Below are 19,697 nucleotides of genomic sequence, written 5' to 3' on the forward strand. Positions count from 1 at the left end.
CTTTGCCCACCCGCGGACGAGTCGCGATAGAGGCGCTCGATAGGGCCATCAACACCCTTGATTAGTCCTACATTCCATACGGGAATACACTAGCCGCCATCCGCGTAACCCGAGCCCTGCGCCAGACAGGGCCTGCATCAATCGTGACCTCATCCTCAGCCAACTGCGCTTGCGACGCCTTGTTGCCGGGCATACCTATGCCCGCTGTTTTGTGCAGCCGAAAGAATAAGGAGATAACCATGGGACTCGGCAGACGTCAGTTCTTCAAGCTCTGTACCGCTGGTGTTGCCACCGCCACGTGCGCGACCCTGGGCTTTGCCCCCGGCATGGCCCAGGCGACCCAGTCGCGCCAATACAAACTGCTGCGCGCCAAGGAAACCCGCAACAACTGCACCTATTGCTCGGTGGGTTGCGGGATTCTCATGTACAGCCTCGGTGACGGTGCAAAAAATGCCAAGGCACGCATCTTCCATATCGAAGGCGACCCGGATCACCCGGTAAGTCGCGGTTCGCTGTGCCCCAAAGGCGCGGGCCTGGTCGATTACGTGCACAGTGAACAGCGCCTGCTATTCCCTGAATACCGCGCTCCCGGGTCAGACCAATGGCAGCGCATCAGCTGGGATCACGCCATCGAGCGTATCGCCCGGCTGATGAAGGATGACCGCGACGCCAACTTCATCGAAAAGAACGCCAAGGGCACCACGGTCAACCGTTGGCTAAGTACCGGCATGCTCTGTTCCTCGGCCGCCAGCAGCGAAACCGGCTCGCTGGACCAGCGCTTCACGCGCGCCCTGGGCATTCTCGGTACCGACAGCCAGGCCCGCGTGTGTCACGCGCCCACCGTAGCGGCCCTGGCGCCGACCTTTGGGCGCGGCGCCATGACCAACAACTGGGTAGACATCAAGAATGCCAATGTGGTGTTGATCATGGGTGGCAACCCGGCCGAAGCGCACCCGGTGGGTTTCAAGTGGGTGATCGAGGCGAAGATCCGCAATGGCGCCAAGGTCATCGTTGTCGACCCGCGCTTCAACCGCAGCGCCGCGGTCGCCGATATTTACTCGCCAATCCGCGCAGGCTCCGACGTCACCTTCCTGATGGGCGTGGTCAATTACCTGATCAGTCAGGACAAGGTCCAGCACGAGTATGTGCGCCACTACACCAACGCCAGCCTTATCGTACGCGAGGACTACCACTTCGACGACGGACTGTTCAGCGGCTACGACGAAGAAAAGCGCAGCTACGACCGCAGTTCCTGGACTTACGAACTCGACGACAAGGGCTACGCCAAGCGCGACCTGACGCTAAGCCATCCGCGCTGCGTATGGAACCTGCTCAAGTCCCACGTCAGCCGTTACACCGCGGATGTAGTCAGTAATATCTGCGGTACGCCCAAGGAAGATTTCCTGCAGATCTGCGATATTCTCGCCAGTACCTGCGTACCCGACCGCACCGCGACCTTCCTCTACGCCCTGGGCTGGACCCACCACACCAACGGCGCACAGATGATTCGCGGATCGGGCATGATCCAGTTGCTGCTGGGCAACATCGGCATGGCCGGCGGTGGCGTCAACGCCCTGCGCGGGCACTCCAACATTCAGGGCTACACCGACCTCGGTCTGCTGTCGCTCCGTTTACCGGGCTACATGAACCTGCCGTCCGATCAGCAAACCAGCCTTGCCACCTACCTCAAGCAGACCACGCCGACCGCGCTGCTCGAAGATCAGGTCAACTACTACAAGCACACGCCCAAGTTCTTCATCAGCATGATGAAAAGCTTCTGGGGCGACAAGGCCACAGCCGCCAACGACTGGGGTTTCGACTGGCTGCCCAAGTGGGATGACAGCTACGACGTGCTCAACTACAGCAACCTCATGTACGAGGGCAAGGTCAACGGCTACATCGCCCAAGGCTTCAACCCGGTGGCCGCCTTCCCAGACAAGAACAAGGCCCAGGCCGCGCTGGCCAAGCTCAAGTTCCTGGTGATCATCGACCCGCTGGCTACCGAGACGTCCAGCTTCTGGCAGAACCACGGTGAGCAGCACGATGTTGACACTGCGGCGATTCAGACCGAAGTGTTCCGCCTGCCCTCTTCCTGCTTTGCCGAGGAAGACGGCTCGATCGTCAACTCCGGGCGCTGGTTGCAATGGCACTGGGCAGGTGCTGCGCCGCCCGGCGAAGCCTGGCACGACGGTAAGATCCTCGGCCATCTGTTCATGAAGATCCGTGAACTGTACGAAAAGGAAGGCGGCGCCAACCCCGCCCCGATTCTCAACATGGCCTGGGACTATGCCGACCCCTACGATCCCAAGCCCGAAGAAGTGGCCAAGGAATCCAACGGCCGTGCGCTGGCCGACCTGCACGATGAGCAAGGCAAGTTGATCCTGCGTAAGGGCCAGTTGCTCGACGACTTCTCGCAATTGCGCGATGACGGCAGCACCCAGTGTTTCAACTGGATTTTCGCCGGCTCCTGGACCGAACAAGGCAACCAGATGGCCCGTCGCGACAACGCCGACAGCGGCCTGGGCTGCACCCCGGCATGGGCCTGGGCCTGGCCGCAGAATCGCCGTATCCTCTACAACCGCGCATCGGCCGACCCGCAGGGCAACCCGTGGGACCCGAAGCGCAAGCTGATCGGTTGGGATGGCGAACGCTGGAGCGGCGTCGATGTGCCTGACTTCGCCGTCACTGCCGCACCAGGCAGCAAGGCCAACCCGTTCATCATGCTGCCCGAAGGCCTGGGGCGTCTGTTCTCGGTCGGCGCCATGAATGATGGCCCGTTCCCCGAGCACTACGAACCGACCGAAAGCCCACTGGCACACAACCCACTGCACCCGAACGTCACTTACAGCCCCACAGCGCGGGTGTATGAAAGCGACCGCAAACGCATGGGCAAACGTGAAGATTTCCCCTATGTGGCAACCACCTACTCAATTACCGAGTTGTTCCGCCATTGGACCAAGCACGCCCGCCTGAACGCCATCGTCCAGCCGGAGCAGTTCATCGAGATCGGCGAAAAGCTCGCCACCGACAAAGGCATTGTCCAGGGCGACATGGTCAAGGTCAGCACTCAGCGCGGCTACATCAAGGCCAAGGCCGTGGTGACCAAACGCATCCGTCGCTTGGCCATTGATGGCCAGGATGTCGACACCATCGGCATTCCTTGTCATTGGGGTTACGAGGGCGCGACCCGCAAGGGCTTCCTGGCCAACACGCTGACCCCAGGTATCGGCGACTCGAACACCCATACGCCCGAGTACAAGGCGTTTCTCGTGAATATTGAAAAGGTCTGAGGGCGAAACCATGTCCATGCAATCCCAAGACATTGTCCGCCGCTCGGCCACCAGCGTGTTGACCCCGGCGCCACACACCCGCGACCACCAGGCCGAAGTGGCCAAGCTCATCGACGTGAGTATCTGCATCGGCTGCAAGGCCTGCCAGGTAGCGTGCAACGAGTGGAACGACCTGCGTGACGAAGTCGGTCACAACGTGGGGGTGTACGACAACCCGGCGGACCTGTCTGCCGAAACCTGGACGCTGATGCGCTTCGATGAAGTCGAAGACGAAAGCGGCAAGCTTGAATGGCTGATCCGCAAGGACGGCTGCATGCATTGCGCCGACCCCGGCTGCCTGAAGGCTTGTCCACAGCCTGGTGCGATCATTCAGTACGCCAACGGCATCGTCGATTTTCAGTCCGAGCATTGCATCGGCTGCGGCTACTGCATTGCCGGCTGCCCTTTCGATGTGCCACGCATCAGCCAGAAGGACAACAAGGCCTACAAATGCACGCTGTGCGTGGACCGCGTATCGGTCGGCCAGGAACCGGCCTGCGTCAAGACCTGCCCTACCGGCGCGATCAACTTCGGCAGCAAGCAGGACATGCTGCACCAGGCTGGCGAGCGGGTCACCGAGCTTCAGGGACGCGGTTTTGCCGGTGCCGGAATCTATGACCCGCAAGGCGTAGGCGGCACTCACGTGGTCTACGTGCTGCAGCATGCGGACAAACCCCAGCTGTATCACAAGCTGCCAACCGACCCGCGCATCAGCACTGCCATCCAGGGTTGGAAAGGCTGGATGAAACCGGTGGCCGCCGCGGCGTTTTTCGCCACCCTCGCCGGCACCCTGTTCCATTACATCGGCGTGGGCCCCAACGAGGTCGACGAACAGGACGAGAAGCACGAGGAGGATACCCACGCATGAACACCGACAAATTGATCCTGCGCACCCGCTTTATCGACCGCGCCTGCCACTGGTTCATGGTGATCTGCTTTTTCGCCGTGGCGTTGTCGGGCCTGTCGTGGTTCTTCCCCTCGTTCAACGGCCTCAACGCCGTGTTCGGCACCCCGCAGTTGGCACGTATTCTTCACCCCTTTTTCGGCGTGGTGGTGTTCGTCCTGCTGATGTTCCTGTTCGCGCGCTTCGTTCGCTACAACCTGCCGGAGCGCGAAGACGCGCAATGGTTCAGGAACGTCAAGCACGTGCTGGCCGGCAAGCATGATCCGGCGTTGAACATCGGCAAATACAACGCCGGGCAGAAGGTGTTGTTCTGGGGCATCATGACCTTGATCACGGTGTTGCTGCTCAGCGGTGTGGTGATCTGGCGGCCGTATTTCGCGCCGCTGTTCTCGATCCCCAGCATTCGTATCGGCCTTCTGGTACACGCAGTAGCAGGTATTTCCCTGATTCTGCTGATCATCGGTCATGCCTACCTGGCGTTCTGGGTCAAGGGCTCGATTCGCGGCATGGTCACCGGCTACGTCAGCCGCACCTGGGCCAAGACCCACCATGACCGCTGGTACCGGCAGATCAACAAACAGAACAAAACCGGGAGCAAGCCATGAGCAGTATCCACATGACCCCGGTGCAAACACCTAGCGGCGGCATCGCCCAGATTGCGCCCGTACTGTTGCCATCGCTCACGGACCGCTACGCCAAGCGTGCTGTCCGTCTACGTGAGCTTGCCGACACCCATGCCATGGGCGACTACCTCGGTTTTTGCGCACAACTGGTAGACGCCCAGCAGCACTTGCTTGAACGCCTGCCATTGCCACAGGCACTGGCTGACGGCCTTGCGCACCGCGTGGGTAGCGGCCAGGCGCCGTTGGCCACGGCCAACTACCCACGCGCCCCGTATTGGCAACAACTGCTGCAAGGTGTGATCGAACGGCTGTACAGCGACGCCAACCCGAACGTGCGCAGCATCCTGGACAGCCTCGGCGCCCATAGCCCAGCGCAATTGGAGCAACTGGCCAGCGCCTTGCTGGCCGGCGGCTACGAGCAGGTTGGCAGCGGCCAAGCACTGTTCCTGTGGGCGGCGCTGTCGCTGTACTTCACGCAGTTGGCCAGCGCCCTGCCTGCTTCGGCCAGTGCTGTCATCGGCGAGCAACGCCAGCACTGCCCGGTATGCACAAGCGCCCCGGTCGCCAGCGTGGTGATGACCGGCTCCCAGGCCGGCCTGCGCTACCTGCAATGTAGCCTGTGCGAATGCCGCTGGCACATGGTCCGGGTCAAATGCAGCAACTGTGAAGCCACCGGCGCACTGGACTACTGGTCGCTGGAACGTCAGGATGCCGCGATCAAAGCGGAAAGCTGCAACGATTGTCACAGCTACCTGAAAGTCTTCTACCCGGAAAAGGACCGTGACCAGGAACTGCTGGCCGATGACCTCGCCTCCCTCGCCCTCGATGCCGAGGTTGAGCGTGAGGGATTCGGCCGCAGTGGCGTCAGTCCGTTTTTGTTTCCTGGTTGAAGCAAGCATCGCGGGGCACGTCGAATTGCCCCGCGGTAACCTACACCCAATCCCCCGGAGACCCTCATGGCCTTGAAAAAATCTTCCGCCGAACTCAAGCGCGACCTGAAAAGCGTCGCCTCCAACCTTGAGCGCACTGCCGGCGAAATCAGCAAACTGGCCGAACGAATCGAGGGTGTCGATGTTGTTGCCGTACTGCACCTGATGAATCGCCTGTACAAGGACTCGGACAAGCTTCATGCCTACGCCGACGAGATCAAGAGCGGGCGCATCGTACGCGCCAAGGCCGAATAACCCGGCGCCGCAGGCGACGGACAAATCCCGACAGTAGACTTACACTTGGATGAGTTCCAGTTCTTCTTGAATGGAGCACATGCAATGAAGCGCTGTGAAGTACTGATCATCGGCGCCGGGCCTACCGGCCTGGTGCTGGCCTTGTGGTTGAGCAAACAAGGCGTGAGCGTGCGCATCATCGACAAGACCAGCGGCCCCGGCACCACGTCCCGGGCATTAGCGGTGCAGGCACGAACCCTGGAGCTGTACCGCCAGCTGGATTTGACCACGACTATCGTCGAGCGCGGCCGCCAGGTGCCCGCGGCCAACCTCTGGGTCAAGGGCCATGCCGCGGCCCGCCTGCCCCTGAACAGCATCGGCGCTGGTTTCACGCCCTACCCCTTCCTGCACATTTACCCGCAGGATGAACATGAACAGCTGCTGATCGACCGCCTTCAGGGCTTCGCAGTCGACGTGGAACGCAACACCGAACTGAGCGACTTCAGCCAAGATAACCAGGGTATCAAGGCCCGCTTGCGCCATGCTGACGGCACGCAGGAGCACTGCCAGGCCAGTTATCTGGCCGGATGCGACGGCGCTGGCTCGACAGTGCGCAAGGCTCTTGGCATTGGTTTTCCCGGTGGAACCTACCAGCAAGTGTTCTATGTTGCCGACGTGCAGGCCTCGGGCCCGGCGCTGAACGGCGAGCTGCACGTCGACCTCGACGAAGCGGACTTTCTCGCGGTTTTCCCTTTGGCCGGAGATGGCCGAGCCCGGCTGATCGGTACCGTGCGCGACGCACGCGCCGAGCACCCCGAGCAATTGCGCTTCGACGATGTCAGCCATCGTGCCATCGAGCACATGAATGTCCAGGTCCAGCAGGTCAACTGGTTCTCTACCTATCGGGTACACCATCGGGTGGCGGAACACTTCAGTCAACAGCGTACGTTCCTGCTCGGCGATGCCGCCCATATACACAGCCCGGCCGGCGGCCAGGGCATGAACACCGGTATTGGCGATGCCATCAATCTTGCCTGGAAGCTGGCCAGCGTCCTGCGCGGCGAAGCCCGGCAAAGCCTGCTGGACACTTACCAGATCGAGCGCAGTGCCTTCGCCCAGCGCCTGGTGGCCACCACCGACCAGGTGTTCAACTTTGTCACCGCCGATGGTCGCCTGGCAGCCCTGTTACGCACCCGTCTGGCCCCGCGCATGCTGCCGCGGGTGTTGGCCTTCAGGTCAGCCCAGGCGTTTCTGTTCCGCACCGTCTCGCAAATCACCCTGAACTATCGCTACATGCCGTTGAGCTACGGCGATGCAGGCTCACTCCAGGGCGGCGACCGCCTGCCCTGGGTCGCCGAAGACGGGCGCGATAATTTCAGCGGCCTGAGCCGTATCTGTTGGCAAGTGCAGGTTTACGGCGCTGTCAGCGCAAGTCTGGTGCAATGGTGCAGCGGTCGCGGCATACCCGTGGATGTATTTGTCTGGAGCCCGGCCCACGAAGCTGCTGGGCTGGTACGCGACGCGGTGTACCTGATACGGCCAGACACCTACATCGCGCTTGCCTGGGGCAATGCCGACGCAGCAGTGCTGGAAACCTATTTTGCCGAGCGTGGCCTCAACCTGCCCGTCGATAACCCGAACAGGTGAGCGCAAGCGTTAGCCTGTGATCAATGCCAGTAGAACATGGCCTTGGCCAATATCACGATCAACAGCATGTGACCGAGAATACTGCAACGAATCCAACGGGCGCGAGCCTGAGTCAGGCGCTGGCGCTTGAGCAGATACGCCAGCAGCAGGTAGTGGCCAATGATGCTCAAGGCGAGGATGATCTTCAGGCTGAGCAGCGTGGCAAAGCTGCTCGCCAGCGGCTGGCTGAGAGCGCCGCGATGATGCCAGGCAAGACCGATACCGGCGCCATACAGCACCAGCACGACAGCATGCAGCACTTTACGCGAACGGCTGGAGATCGCCTGGTCAGCTGCGCCCTGAGCAGTCTCGGAAACTTGCTGACGCGCGGTATGCCAGATGAACACTTCAAAAAACAGTGTGCCGATAAAGGCGATCGCCGCCAGCAAGTGAATAACCAAAATATAGGGGTAGTACATTGTCAGCCTCCTGCTCTGGCGTCGTTATCCTGGATGACCGTCAACCCGCGCACGCATAAGCATTGGCGCGTAACGCCACGCATACAAGGCAAACGCCAGTGTCCAGCACAACCCGGCCAGCCACAGGCCCTGCAAAGGGAACCACTGCACCACGAGCACCCGGCTAAGGCCGCCAAGATTGAGCAGCGCGAATGCCAGAGTCATCCCTGCCGGTGGCTGCAGTGGCCTGCCGGTATGCCCAAGGCTGACGCGGGTAACCATTGCCAGGATCAACCCACCGATGGCGCCCACTGTCAGGCTATGCACCGCAAGGCTGGGGTTGATCGCAACGCCAAGGTGCCACAAGGCCATGCCCAGGCACGCCAGCGCCATCCAGGCATAGGCCACATGCAACGACCACAACAGCGGGACCTTCCACAGCCCGCGATCATGCCAGCGCCACAGACGCACCGCGTGGCCAAGGGTCAGTACCGCGAACAACACCCCCACCCCGACATTGGGCAGTAGCGCCGGGCCAGTGATATACAACAGTGCTATCAGCGCAGAACCTGCCAACAGCAGCCAATCCAGCCACGGCCACGGCGCCACCGCATCGACCCGTCCCAGGCCACGCTGGGTGAAGAACGGAATCACCCGCCCGCCAATCATCACCATCATCGCCGCCACCAGCCAGATACCGCCCAGCACACCCTGGCGCTGCCAGCCGTCGTTGCCTTGGACCAAGCCGTACACCGCCACCGCATCGACCACGGTGAGCAGCAGCAACAGCAGCACGATGGGGTAGTTGCGCTTCTGCCGTACCCGCCACAGCGTGACCGCCATCAGCACCGCCACTACCAGCGGGAATGCCAGCTCCAGCACCACCAGCACGGGCCAGGGCGCATTCACCAACCAGGCAACCCGTGCCCCCAGCCACAGTGCAGCCAGGGCCGCCAAAGGCTTGCCACTGATACCCGGTTGGCCGGTCCAGGTCTGCACGGCGGTGAGCAAGAAGCCAGCAATGATCGCCAGGCCAAAACCGAACAACAGTTCATGACGGTGCCAGGCCAGCCAGCCACCGGCGGGCTGCCAATCGCCCAGCGAGCCGTGCAAGGCTGCCAGCCACAGCGGAATTGCCAGCAAAGCCAAGCCACAGCCACCGAGGAAGAATGGCCGGAACGCCAGACGCAACAAGGGCACGATGGCCATTGCTTTACGGCGATCAAGTACTTGCATTGACACCACTCCTTAACCCTGTTGCCGGGGTGCCCCAGGGCGAAACCTATCCCGGCGTTATCGTCTACGATTTAGTGAGCCTAGCCCTTGTCGCACGTCAACGCGTGCTGGCTACAACTGCGTAAGCTGCCCATCGCTGCTTCATGCTCGATTGTGCAAGAGCCGTGCCCCTGCGCATTTGCTGGCTCGATCTCGCGATGCAGCCAACAAACCGGGTATAAATTACCCTTAGATGGTTGTTTTGACCCTTCATAACAGGGTTATTTTTACCCTACAGTTCGGCAAAAGCTGACAGTCTGCGGGCTTGAGCCTGGTCCGACTCTTGCTGATAAGCCCCATCAGTCATTCGTTTGGAGTTCACATGAGAAACATCATCCAGCCATTGGCATGGTTCGCCGCCCTGGGATCGTTCATCGCGATCGCCAGCAACGTTGCCCTCGGTCTTATCTGAGTCCTCTTTTAACTCGCCTCAGGATGAACGCTCATGGTCCTTCACCGTGTCCATCACCAGATTCTGCGCAGTCATCACTTGTTCGAGCCGCTCAATGACGAGCAACTCGACGAGCTGATGGCTTCCAGCCAATTACTCAGCGTCGACAAGGGGGAACCGCTGTTTCGGCAAGGCGAGCCGGCTGAAGGGTTTTATTTTGTGATTGCCGGCGCGGTAAAAATCTACCGCCTGACGCCGGACGGCCAGGAGAAAGTGTTCGAGGTCATCGGTCCTCGGCAGACCTTTGCCGAAGCCATGATGTTGATGGACACACCCAACTATGTGGCCTCGGCCGAAGCCATCGCGCCGTCGCAATTGTATCGGTTGTCCAACAGCACCTACCTGCGCCTGCTGCAGAGCAACAGCCGGCTGACCTTCGCGCTGCTGGGCAAGCTGTGCGTGCGCTTGCACCAACGGGTCAATGAAATAGAAACCTTGTCACTCAAGAACGCGACCCACCGCGTAGTGCGTTATCTGCTCACGCAAATGATGCAGGTTCAACCGGTCGAAACGCAGTTCGAACTGCCAATGGCCAAGCAACTGATCGCAGGCCATCTGTCGATTCAGCCGGAAACGTTCTCGCGCATTATCCGTCGTTTGATCGATGAAAAGGTCATCACCCAGGAAGGCCGGCATATCGTCATTCTCGATCGTTCACGGCTGGAGCAGTTCGAATGAAGGCTCTGCCCGTCTGCCTGTATTGCCAACACAGCAACCCCATCCATGGCGTTGAATGTGAACAATGCGGCATGCCGCTGCCAACCTCCCCGGCCCATGCAGCGGCAAAACAGCAGTTGCGCTTTTTGTGGTTCTGCATCGGCCTGACCCTGTTCTGCGTGGCAATGGTGTTGTGGTTGCCACGCTAGATACTGCTCAAGGCTGGGTTAACTGCCGATACAGTTGCGGCAATCGCAGCGGCAACTGTTCAGGCTGACGAATCAGGCTATAGCCATTGCTGCCGAACATGTACGGCAGATACTCCTGCGCTTTTCGGTCGATGGTGATGCAGAACGGGATCAGGCCCTGACGCCGCGCCTCGCGTACTGCCTCGCGGGTGTCCTCGACACCATAGCGCCCCTCGTACAAATCCAGATCATTGGGCTTGCCATCGGTGACCAGCAGTAGCAGTTTGCGTCTGCGCTTGCTAGCGCCAAGCAGGCGGGTCGCCTGGCGAATAGCAGCACCCATGCGCGTGTAGTAGCCTGGCGTTAGCCCTTGGATTTTCCCGCGTGTACTGTCGTCATAGCGCTGTTCGAACGTCTTGAGCGCCTGCAGGCGAACCTGTTGGCGACGTAGCGAGGAAAACCCGTACAAGGCAAAGTCATCGCCCAGCGTCGAGAGGGTTTCGCCGAACAACAACAAGCTGTCGCGAATAACTTCGATTACTCGGCTTTCATCGTTGATGTGCGCGTCGGTGGACATCGACACGTCCGCCAATAGCAGACAGGCCAGATCGCGGCGCGTCTGCCGTTGCGCCAGGAACAAGCCGCGCTCGGCACATTGACCGTGACTGCGCTCGACGTAGAAGTCCAGCCAGGCCTGCAGATCCAACTCAGAGCCCTGCGGCTGCTGGCGCAACCATTGACGGTCGTTGCGCAACTGCTCGAATTGACGTTGCAGACGCCGTGCTGCGGGCTGTAACCGGGGCGGCAAGGGTTGCGCCTGGGAATCCCTGGGTTCGAACATCTGCAGATTGACGAAATTCGGTTGCAGTCGCCCCGTGCGATAGTCCCATTCCGGCAGCTTTATGCCCTCGCCCAGCGGAATATCGTCGACATCGGCAGGCGGCAAATCCAGGTGCAACTTGAGGCCCCCGCCCTTGCGCAAGCGGGTGCGAGAAAGGGTCAGTTGGTCAAGGTCGTCGGCAACCCGGGCGGCATCAGGGTCTTCGCTGTCGTCCGACCAGCGATCGAGGTCGACGTGCTCGGTCCAACTGAACAGGTTCTCCAGACGCACGATCAACAGCCCGCCCTCGCGCCGGGTTTCATCGATTCGCGTAGCGCGCTTGCGCCCGCTACGCTGCTCACCCGGTGGAGTCGCCAGATGTTCGTCGGTGTCTTCCAGCTCCCCGGCCTGGGCGCCGGGCATGTGCAGCGGCGGGTACAACCACAGCGGCACCGGCCACGCTGCGCGCTCGCTGCGCGGAAACTCACTGACGCTGCCCGGCTCGCGCAGGGCCTGGCACAGGGCACGCTCCAGGGCCGCTTCAGCCGGACTCAGGGAGTCAGGGTCCGGGCGTAACTGCAGGTGAGCCTCGACCAGACGCTGATAACGCGGCAGCAGCGCCGGGTAGCGCTGCAGCAGGGTTTGGGTCCAGCGCTGGTTGTCACGCCCCCAGTGCCGCATCGGTTCCGAGTGCGCCGCCAGCAGCGCCAGCCAGCGATAAAGCGCCTCGTTCAAGCTGGCCTCGGGGAACACCGCCAGGTGGCCGGGCAGGCGTAGGTTTTGGCCATCACACCAGGCCAGCGGTACCTGTTTGCAGGTGCCAGCGATCTGTTGCAACAGTGTGCGGCGTAGCAGCAGGTCACGCTCACTGGCTGCTTCCACACCTTGGTTCGCGGGCCCGCCCATGGCGCGAAACAACAGGGTCAAGGCGCGCTGTCGAGAGGCCAGATCGACACTCGCTTCAGGGAAGTCCGGGTTGGCGCGGCGGGTGATGAAGCGATGCCAGACACTGCCGACCCACTCCTCCAGCTCAAGGGTGAACGCCATGTTGCCTCCTGTGTTTTCAACGCAGAAAACGGCCCGCTGCAGTAGCCGGGCCGTTGCTTGTTACTTGCAGCTACCGATCATGACGGCACCACCCGTGCCGGTGCGCGCAATGCCGCCCGCCCACGCTGGCGGAAACTCAGCAGGTAGCACAACAGCCCGGCCATAAAGCCCACGCCACTGACCAGGCGTGCCCAGAACAGCCCGCGCAGGTGTTCGGTGGTGGACATGAATGGCATGGCGCTGCCGTCCTCGGCCCAGCGTTGCAACATCACCTGCACCACGCCGGCAGCGGTGAGCAACAGAGTGATCATTACCATCGACAAGGTCATCAGCCAGAAACCCCACACCTCCAGGGTCTGCGAACGCTCATCGGCGGCCTCACCCAAGCCACGCAGGCGCGGCATGGCGTAGCTGATGAGGGTCATGACGATCATTGCGTAAGCACCGTAGAACGCCAGGTGACCGTGAGCTGCGGTCAGCTGCGTGCCGTGGGTATAGAAGTTCACTGGCGCCAGGGTATGCAGAAAACCCCAGACACCCGCCCCAAAGAACGCTGTTACCGTCGTGCCCTTGGCCCACAGCGTGGCGGCACGATTAGGGTGTTGCCGACGGCGGTTACGAACCATGGTGAAGGCAAACAGCACCATCGCCAGGAACGGCAGCGGCTCCATTGCCGAGAAGATCGAGCCAACCCACAACCAGACTTCAGGCGCACCGATCCAGAAGAAGTGGTGGCCGGTACCGATGATGCCGGTGATCAGGGCCATGGCGATGATCACGTACAGCCACTTCTCCACGACCTCGCGATCGACACCGGTGATCTTGATCAGCACGAACGCCAGCATCGAGCCCATGATCAGTTCCCACACCCCTTCCACCCACAGGTGCACAACCCACCACCAGTAGAACTTGTCACGTGCCAGGTTACCGGGGTTGTAGAAGGAGAACAGGAAGAACACCGCCAAACCGATCAACCCGGTCATCATGACCATGCTGACGGTGGTCTTGCGGCCTTTGAGCAAGGTCATGCCGATGTTGTAGAGAAAACCCAGGCACACCACCACGATACCCATTTTGGTGATGGTTGGTTGCTCGAGGAACTCGCGCCCCATGGTCGGCAGCAATTCGTTGTGGGTCAGTCTGGCAAGGCCGGCGTAGGGTACCAGCAGGTAGCCGAGGATCGTCAGCACACCTGCGGCGGCGAACACCCAGAACAATACGATTGCCAGTTTCGGGCTATGCAGCTCGCGATCGGCCTCTTCCGGAATCAGGTAATAGGCCGCGCCCATGAAACCGAACAGCAACCAGACAATCAGCAGGTTGGTGTGCACCATGCGCGCCACGTTGAAGGGAATGGCCGGGAACAGGAAGTCACCGATCACGTATTGCAGGCCCATGATCAAACCGAACAGCACCTGACCGAGAAACAGGATCAGGGCAAATACAAAGTATGGCTTGGCGACGGCCTGCGAAGCGAATTTAAGATGGGGATTGGCAGTACTCATCACTCAGCCCTCCTTGTTTGGCGGCCAGCCATTGGTATTTATTTTCGACGTCCATTTGAGGAATTCGGCGATGTCGTCGACCTCCTGGTCGCTCAAGTTGAACTGCGGCATGGCTCGGCGGCCCGGGACGTTCAACGGTTGCATCTTCATCCACGCATGCAGAAAAGGCTTGAAGCCGTCATCGCCACCACGGCGCTGGACAACGTTGCCCAACTCAGGCGCGAAATACGCACCCTCGCCCAGCAGGGTGTGGCAGCCAATACAGTTGTTTTGCTCCCAGACTGTCTTGCCGCGAATCACGGCGTCGGTTAATTGCGCGGCATTGCTCCGTTCGGGAAAGGTTTGTTCGGTGTGGTAGGTCAAGGCCAGGAATATCAGGAAGAAAAAAATACTCCCCCCAAAATAGATGTTCCTGGCCATGCCCTTGGTGAAGGTCTCTGACATGGTCGCGTCCTCATTGCTTGGCCTGGCCATGATAGAAAGCGAGGGCTGAAAACCTGCTTGATGGCGATCAAGAAACGCCGATGGTTTTACTCGGGTATTAGCTGCGAAGGCTCAAGGTCGCGCCAACCAGCAGTGCCAGCACCAGCGCCCAGGCCAATACCAGGGCGCGCCAGCGCCATGGCCCGTGGCGCAGTTCCATGAAACCGTCGGTGATCAACCAGGCTTTGAGCACCGCCAGCAGCAGGACCAGCCAAACGCTTGCCCTGCCCTGCGCCAGTGCCACGGTAACCAGGCTCAGGCATGCCAGGGCTAGCCAGCAGCGCAGCAAAAACTTCGATGCGTGCATGCGAGTTCCTTAATCCAGAACGTAGACCAGGGGAAACAGCACGACCCAGACCAGGTCGACCATGTGCCAATACAACACCCCAGACTCGAATCCGCTGCACCTGCCCGGACCATACACACCGCGCCAGCAGCCCTTGGCCAACCAGACCAGAATCAGCATGCCGAGCAGCACATGCAGAAAGTGAAAGCCGGTGAGCAGCCAGTACAGGGTAAAGAACGTGTTGTGCTCAAGACCCAGCCCCAGGCTGAGTAGATGCTGGTATTCACCTAGCTTCAGGCCCAGGTAGCCGCAGGCGACCAACAATGCCAGCAGCAGAAGCCCGCCCGCCTGTCGCGGTCGTGCCTGTCGCACCTGCTCCTGTGCCAGGGCAGCCAGAAACCCGGCACTGAGCAGACTCAAGGTCATCGCCAGGCCCGTAGAGGTGTCGAGCAACTGTCGGCTTTCAGCGAACAGCTGTGGCTTGAGCGCCTGAGTGGTCGCAAACGCCAGAATCAGCAAGGCGAATACCGACAACTCGGCGAGGATGAAAAACCACATCGCCAGATCCCCCGGCAAGCGCCGGGGAGCAACCTGCGCGTTAGCCGAAGTGGACATCGACCACGTCCATCAACGCCGCAACCGTTACCGGGTCATCACTCAAGGGTTCGGCCAGGCAGGCCAGGCACGCTTCACGCGGATTCATTCCGGCGCCGATCATACGTGCAGTAAAAATCAGCAGGCGGGTCGAGGCAACCTCCTCCAGATCGTGGTTCTCCAGACGTCGCAGCGCCTGCCCCAGGCGCACTACCTGGTTGGCCAGTGCAGCATCCACCCCGGCTTCATGACGCACGATATGCGCTTCATCGGCGGCTGCCGGATAGTCGAAACGCATCGCCACGAAGCGCTGGCGGGTACTGGGCTTCATACCCTTGAGCAGGTTCTGATAGCCGGGGTTGTAGGACACCACCAGCATGAACGACGGCGGTGCCTGCAGTACTTCACCGGTACGTTCCAGAAACAGCTCGCGGCGATCGTCAGCCAGCGGGTGCAGAACCACGACGGTGTCCTGACGCGCCTCGACCACCTCGTCGAGGTAGCAGATGCCACCTTCGCGCACCGCACGGGTCAATGGCCCATCTTGCCACCAGGTGCCCTGCGCGCCGATCAGGTGGCGGCCGACCAGGTCAGCTGCACTCAAGTCATCGTGACAGGCAACAGTGTGTAGCGGCAGGTTCAGGCGCTGCGCCATATGCTGGACGAAGCGGGTCTTGCCGCAGCCGGTCGGGCCTTTGATTAGCACGGGCAGGCCGTGGCGCCAGGCCTGCTCGAAGAGCGCCTGTTCGTTGTGCTGTGGTTGATAGAAGGGTTTGCTTCGAGTTTCGGAAACAACGGTGAGGGTCATGCGACACCTGGCTTGGCAGCGGATTCGAGCACCACGCTAAAGGTGCAGACGACCCACTGACAAGCACTGCGCCGGGTAAACTTGATCGCCGTCAAGCACCCTCAGACCGTGCGTGAAAACTGCCCTTTACGCCCGCCACCGAGGTAGGCGTCAAAGGCCATGGCGGTGTTGCGCATCATAAGCTGCCCTTGGGGCAGCAGCTGCAAGGTGTCCTGGTCAATTGCCAGTAAATGGTCATCCACCTGTTCAGCCAGTTGCTGCAGCGCCTCGGCAAAATAGTCATTGAAACGAACGCCGTGCACCGCTTCGAACCTGGCAAAGTCGATGCGACCGTGACACATCAATTCATTGATCACCTCACGGCGCAACACATCATCGGCGTTCAGGCGATAGCCGCGCTGGACCGGCAGCATGCCCTGGTCCAGCCGCGCATAATACTGCGAGAGCAGCTTGACGCTCTGGCTGTAGCTGTCCCCCACTTTGCCGATCGATGACACGCCCAGGCCGATGAGGTCACAGTCAGCGTGGGTCGAGTAACCCTGAAAGTTACGCTGCAAGGTGCCATTGGCGCGGGCCAGGCTCAGCTCATCATCCGGCAAGGCAAAATGGTCCATGCCGATGTACACATAGCCGGCTTCGGTGAGGCGGCGGATGGTCAACTCCAACAGTTCCAGCTTGCGCTCTGGCGGCGGCATGTCCTGTGGACGAATCATGCGCTGGGCACGGACCTGCTGCGGAAGATGCGCGTAGCTGTAAGCTGCAATTCGGTCCGGGCGCAGGGCAATGATCTTGCTCAGGGTAACGTCGAAGCTATGGACCGTTTGCAATGGCAAACCGTAGATAAGGTCGACACTGACCGACTTGAACTGCGCCTGGCGTGCTGCTGCGACCAAATCGTATATCTGCTGCTCGCTTTGCTGGCGATTGACCGCAGCCTGCACATCGGCGTCGAAATCCTGCACGCCAAAACTCAAGCGGTTGAAGCCCAGGCCTCGCAGTACCTGAATCTGCTCGGTGCTGATGGTGCGCGGATCGACCTCGATGGAAAATTCGTGGTTATCGCTGTCGTCCATGTTGAAGGCCTGGCGCAAGCACTCCATCAGCTCAGCCAGCTGCTCACCGGTCAGGTAAGTAGGCGTACCGCCACCCAGGTGCAATTGGGTCAGCCTGCGAGTGCGATCGAACAATTGCCCCTGCATGGCTATTTCGCGCTTGAGATAACCCAGGTATTCGCTGGCGCGGTGGGTCTTGCGGGTGATGATCTTGTTGCAGGCGCAGTAGTAACAAAGGCTCTGGCAGAACGGGATGTGGATATAGGCCGACAATGGCTTGGCAGCTGCCGCCTGATTGCTGGCCGTCACCGCCTGCAGGTAGTCATCGACGGCGAACGCCTCATGGAACTGCGGCGCTGTTGGGTAGGAGGTGTAGCGCGGCCCTGGCCGGTCGTATTTCTTCACCAGGGTGCGGTTGAACTCAAATGCTGGCGTCATGATCGATCCAGTCGTGTTGGGACGAAAGCGCCGAATTATTCACGTCCTGCTCGAACAGCTGGCAGATGACATCCACCTCCAGGCGGCCGGCAGGCAATATGCTGATGTACTGCTCGCCCAACTCCACCAGCCCGGCGCGAGCCATGGCCTCAAGTTGCCGCCAGGCATTGGCGAAGTAGCGCTGAAAATCAATACCGTAGCGGGTTTCGATGGCCTGGATGTCTAATTCTAGATCACAGCTCAACCGCTCCGTTACCCTTTGTCGGACCTGGTCGCTGTCCTCGCAGCGCCAACCCCGAACCGTTGCCAACTGCCCCTGCTGCAACTGCGCCATGTAGTGGTCGAACGCCTCGGTATTTTGCCCATACAAGGTATCGAACTGGCTGATCGCACCTAGGCCGAAACCGACATGATCGCAATAACCATGGCGCGTGAAACCCTGGCAGTTGCGGCGCAAATGGCCACGTTCCTGCGCAATAGCAAGATCGTCATCTGGGCGCACAAACTGTCCCAGGCCAATATGCTGATAGCCGGCTGCGAGCAGTTGCTCAAAGCAGATACGCCGCATCAGCGCTTTGTCTTCCTCACTGCTGGCTTGGAGCTTGATGCTCTGGGCGTAGCGCTTCGGTGCATGCGCGTAGTCGAATACCTGCAGGCGATCGGGCTCCAGCTCGATCAGGCTGGACAGCTTCAGGGCGAATGTCTGCGGCGTTTGCCAGGCATGACCATATCCCAGATCGACACTCACCGAGCGATAATCAAACGTACGCGCCGCATCGATCAGTGAATGAATCGGCGCAGGGTTCTGGTAACGCGCCACCGACTGTTCACCCGCGCTGCCAATATCCGGCACGCCGATACTTACATGGTTGAAGCCCTGATCACGCAGCAGCCCCATGGTTGCCCAGTTGGTGTGCTGCAGCTCGATATCGGCACTGTAGTCGCCGCTCTCGTGGGTAAGAAAATTGAAGCGTCTGTGCAACTGTGCCATCAGTTGTTGTAACTGCGCTGGTTCTGCGGGAATGCCGCTTAAATGAAACTGCTCGATCCGTTGTTGCGGGCTCAGGTGACAACCGACCAGATCGATCTCCCGCGCCAGGCACTGAAGATAATTTTCCGTGACTTGACCGGCCTGCCTGAAATTGGCCGGTATCTGCACGTTCAACGATAAGGGGCGCTGATGCTGACGACTGCTGCGCAAACCGCGCAATACGTCCAGCGAGCCGACACCGCCATGGAACTTGCGGATATCGACGTAGTAGTTGGGGTCGAGCAGGCCTTGATCGCGTCTAACGATCTGCTCGTTGCGGGAGTGAAGGACATCGAGCATAACAAAGGCTCCGAGACGGGCTGCGGAGTTTCAGTGTCTGCCTATACCGCCTTGGAGGCCTTGATTTGTATCAAGCGCAGAGGATTTACCAGGTCAGGTAGAACATGCCTTTGGCCAACACAACGATCACAATCATATGGGCGAACACACTGTTGTGAATGAACTTCACCCAGCGCGCATTCATACGATCGGTCTTGAACAACACCATGGCCCCGAGAAAATGCACCAGCACACTGGCGGCGACGACAATCTTGGCCAACAGCAACGTCCCGAACGACGAGCTCAGCGGTGTAGCGAGTACCGGCAGATAACGCAACCAGACCATACCGATACCCGCACCGAACAACACCAGCAACACCCAGGGCATCAACTGCCGGGCGCGTTTTCCGACAGCCTGCTCGAGCAGCAACATCAACTTGGCAGGCAACTGCTTGCGGATACTCTCCAGAAACAGCACCTCGAAAAACACCGTACCAATAAAAATCAGGGCCGCGAACAAATGCAGCGTCAACAACACTGGATAAATCATCAGACCCTCGGCTCGCGTCCCATCAATGGCTCCGAGCCTACATCCCGGAGTGCTGAATGCGGTTGATACCGATCAAGAAAGGCCTTCGCAGGATGCTCCCGAATCACGCGGCAAGCCCTTTGCTTACTTTG

Annotated in this window: 19 protein-coding genes; 8 read left to right on the forward strand and 11 right to left on the reverse strand. The window is 60.3% G+C overall.

What is annotated here, in order from left to right:
• The first annotated feature begins 239 nt into the window (after nucleotides 1-239).
• The 6 genes from fdnG to V0R60_RS19200 all read left to right on the forward strand — a co-directional run bounded on the left by fdnG (nucleotide 240) and on the right by V0R60_RS19200 (nucleotide 7,666).
• Complete coding sequence (gene fdnG / locus V0R60_RS19175) at nucleotides 240-3,290, forward strand: formate dehydrogenase-N subunit alpha (protein WP_330079971.1); 3,051 nt, start codon at nucleotides 240-242, stop codon at nucleotides 3,288-3,290.
• 10 nt (nucleotides 3,291-3,300) lie between these two features.
• Nucleotides 3,301-4,197 carry a formate dehydrogenase subunit beta gene (gene fdxH, locus V0R60_RS19180; RefSeq protein WP_136476807.1) on the forward strand — a complete coding sequence of 299 codons (897 nt, stop codon included), beginning with the start codon at nucleotides 3,301-3,303 and terminating at the stop codon, nucleotides 4,195-4,197.
• A complete protein-coding gene (locus V0R60_RS19185) occupies nucleotides 4,194-4,838 on the forward strand; it encodes a formate dehydrogenase subunit gamma (RefSeq protein WP_330079970.1) in 645 nt (214 codons plus the stop codon). Before fdxH ends, V0R60_RS19185 begins: the two co-directional genes overlap by 4 nt.
• Nucleotides 4,835-5,746: a formate dehydrogenase accessory protein FdhE gene (gene fdhE / locus V0R60_RS19190; protein WP_330079969.1), complete on the forward strand. Its 912-nt coding sequence runs from the start codon at nucleotides 4,835-4,837 to the stop codon at nucleotides 5,744-5,746. The genes V0R60_RS19185 and fdhE overlap by 4 nt, the downstream gene beginning before the upstream one ends.
• 66 nt (nucleotides 5,747-5,812) lie before the next feature.
• Nucleotides 5,813-6,040 (forward strand): hypothetical protein, encoded by a 228-nt coding sequence (locus tag V0R60_RS19195; RefSeq protein ID WP_136476810.1) that lies wholly within the window; start codon nucleotides 5,813-5,815, stop codon nucleotides 6,038-6,040.
• Between the two features lie 84 nt (nucleotides 6,041-6,124).
• Nucleotides 6,125-7,666, forward strand: a complete 1,542-nt coding sequence (locus V0R60_RS19200; RefSeq protein ID WP_330079968.1) for an FAD-dependent oxidoreductase — start codon at nucleotides 6,125-6,127, stop codon at nucleotides 7,664-7,666.
• A 20-nt stretch (nucleotides 7,667-7,686) separates the two neighbouring features.
• Here the strand turns inward: V0R60_RS19200 and V0R60_RS19205 are convergent, their stop codons facing one another.
• Nucleotides 7,687-8,124, reverse strand: coding sequence for a CopD family copper resistance protein (locus V0R60_RS19205; RefSeq protein ID WP_136476812.1), 438 nt, complete (start codon nucleotides 8,122-8,124; stop codon nucleotides 7,687-7,689).
• Nucleotides 8,125-8,148: 24 nt separating this feature from the next.
• The gene (locus V0R60_RS19210) at nucleotides 8,149-9,339 is read right to left on the reverse strand and encodes an NnrS family protein (RefSeq protein WP_136476813.1); all 1,191 of its coding nucleotides are present in this window, start codon (nucleotides 9,337-9,339) and stop codon (nucleotides 8,149-8,151) included.
• A 484-nt stretch (nucleotides 9,340-9,823) separates the two neighbouring features.
• Here V0R60_RS19210 and V0R60_RS19215 point away from each other — a divergent pair, with 484 nt between their 5' ends.
• Nucleotides 9,824-10,507, forward strand: a complete 684-nt coding sequence (locus tag V0R60_RS19215) for a Crp/Fnr family transcriptional regulator (RefSeq protein ID WP_136476814.1) — start codon at nucleotides 9,824-9,826, stop codon at nucleotides 10,505-10,507.
• Nucleotides 10,504-10,695, forward strand: a complete 192-nt coding sequence (locus V0R60_RS19220) for a protein DnrP (RefSeq protein ID WP_136476815.1) — start codon at nucleotides 10,504-10,506, stop codon at nucleotides 10,693-10,695. Before V0R60_RS19215 ends, V0R60_RS19220 begins: the two co-directional genes overlap by 4 nt.
• A 7-nt stretch (nucleotides 10,696-10,702) precedes the next feature.
• On the opposite strand, the gene V0R60_RS19225 is transcribed toward V0R60_RS19220, so the two are convergent.
• The 9 genes from V0R60_RS19225 to V0R60_RS19265 form a co-directional block, all read right to left on the reverse strand.
• Nucleotides 10,703-12,541: a nitric oxide reductase activation protein NorD gene (locus tag V0R60_RS19225; RefSeq protein ID WP_330079967.1), complete on the reverse strand. Its 1,839-nt coding sequence runs from the start codon at nucleotides 12,539-12,541 to the stop codon at nucleotides 10,703-10,705.
• A 77-nt stretch (nucleotides 12,542-12,618) separates the two neighbouring features.
• A complete protein-coding gene (locus tag V0R60_RS19230) occupies nucleotides 12,619-14,046 on the reverse strand; it encodes a cbb3-type cytochrome c oxidase subunit I (protein WP_136476817.1) in 1,428 nt (475 codons plus the stop codon).
• Nucleotides 14,047-14,049: 3 nt separating this feature from the next.
• The gene (locus tag V0R60_RS19235; protein WP_136476818.1) at nucleotides 14,050-14,490 is read right to left on the reverse strand and encodes a c-type cytochrome; all 441 of its coding nucleotides are present in this window, start codon (nucleotides 14,488-14,490) and stop codon (nucleotides 14,050-14,052) included.
• Between the two features lie 97 nt (nucleotides 14,491-14,587).
• Nucleotides 14,588-14,836: a cytochrome C oxidase subunit IV family protein gene (locus V0R60_RS19240; protein ID WP_203480017.1), complete on the reverse strand. Its 249-nt coding sequence runs from the start codon at nucleotides 14,834-14,836 to the stop codon at nucleotides 14,588-14,590.
• 9 nt (nucleotides 14,837-14,845) lie between these two features.
• Complete coding sequence (locus V0R60_RS19245; RefSeq protein WP_330079966.1) at nucleotides 14,846-15,430, reverse strand: cytochrome c oxidase subunit 3 family protein; 585 nt, start codon at nucleotides 15,428-15,430, stop codon at nucleotides 14,846-14,848.
• Nucleotides 15,414-16,217 (reverse strand): CbbQ/NirQ/NorQ/GpvN family protein, encoded by an 804-nt coding sequence (locus tag V0R60_RS19250; RefSeq protein WP_136476821.1) that lies wholly within the window; start codon nucleotides 16,215-16,217, stop codon nucleotides 15,414-15,416. The genes V0R60_RS19245 and V0R60_RS19250 overlap by 17 nt, the downstream gene beginning before the upstream one ends.
• Nucleotides 16,218-16,318: 101 nt before the next feature.
• Entirely contained in the window at nucleotides 16,319-17,707 is a 1,389-nt protein-coding gene (gene hemN, locus V0R60_RS19255) for an oxygen-independent coproporphyrinogen III oxidase (protein ID WP_203541621.1), read from the reverse strand.
• A complete protein-coding gene (locus V0R60_RS19260; protein ID WP_330079965.1) occupies nucleotides 17,691-19,037 on the reverse strand; it encodes an oxygen-independent coproporphyrinogen III oxidase in 1,347 nt (448 codons plus the stop codon). Before V0R60_RS19260 ends, hemN begins: the two co-directional genes overlap by 17 nt.
• Before the next feature lie 85 nt (nucleotides 19,038-19,122).
• Nucleotides 19,123-19,566, reverse strand: a complete 444-nt coding sequence (locus V0R60_RS19265) for a CopD family copper resistance protein (RefSeq protein WP_330079964.1) — start codon at nucleotides 19,564-19,566, stop codon at nucleotides 19,123-19,125.
• Nucleotides 19,567-19,697: the final 131 nt, after the last annotated feature.

The organism is Pseudomonas auratipiscis (assembly GCF_036324085.1).
In the GTDB taxonomy this organism is placed as follows: Bacteria; Pseudomonadota; Gammaproteobacteria; order Pseudomonadales; family Pseudomonadaceae; genus Aquipseudomonas; species Aquipseudomonas auratipiscis.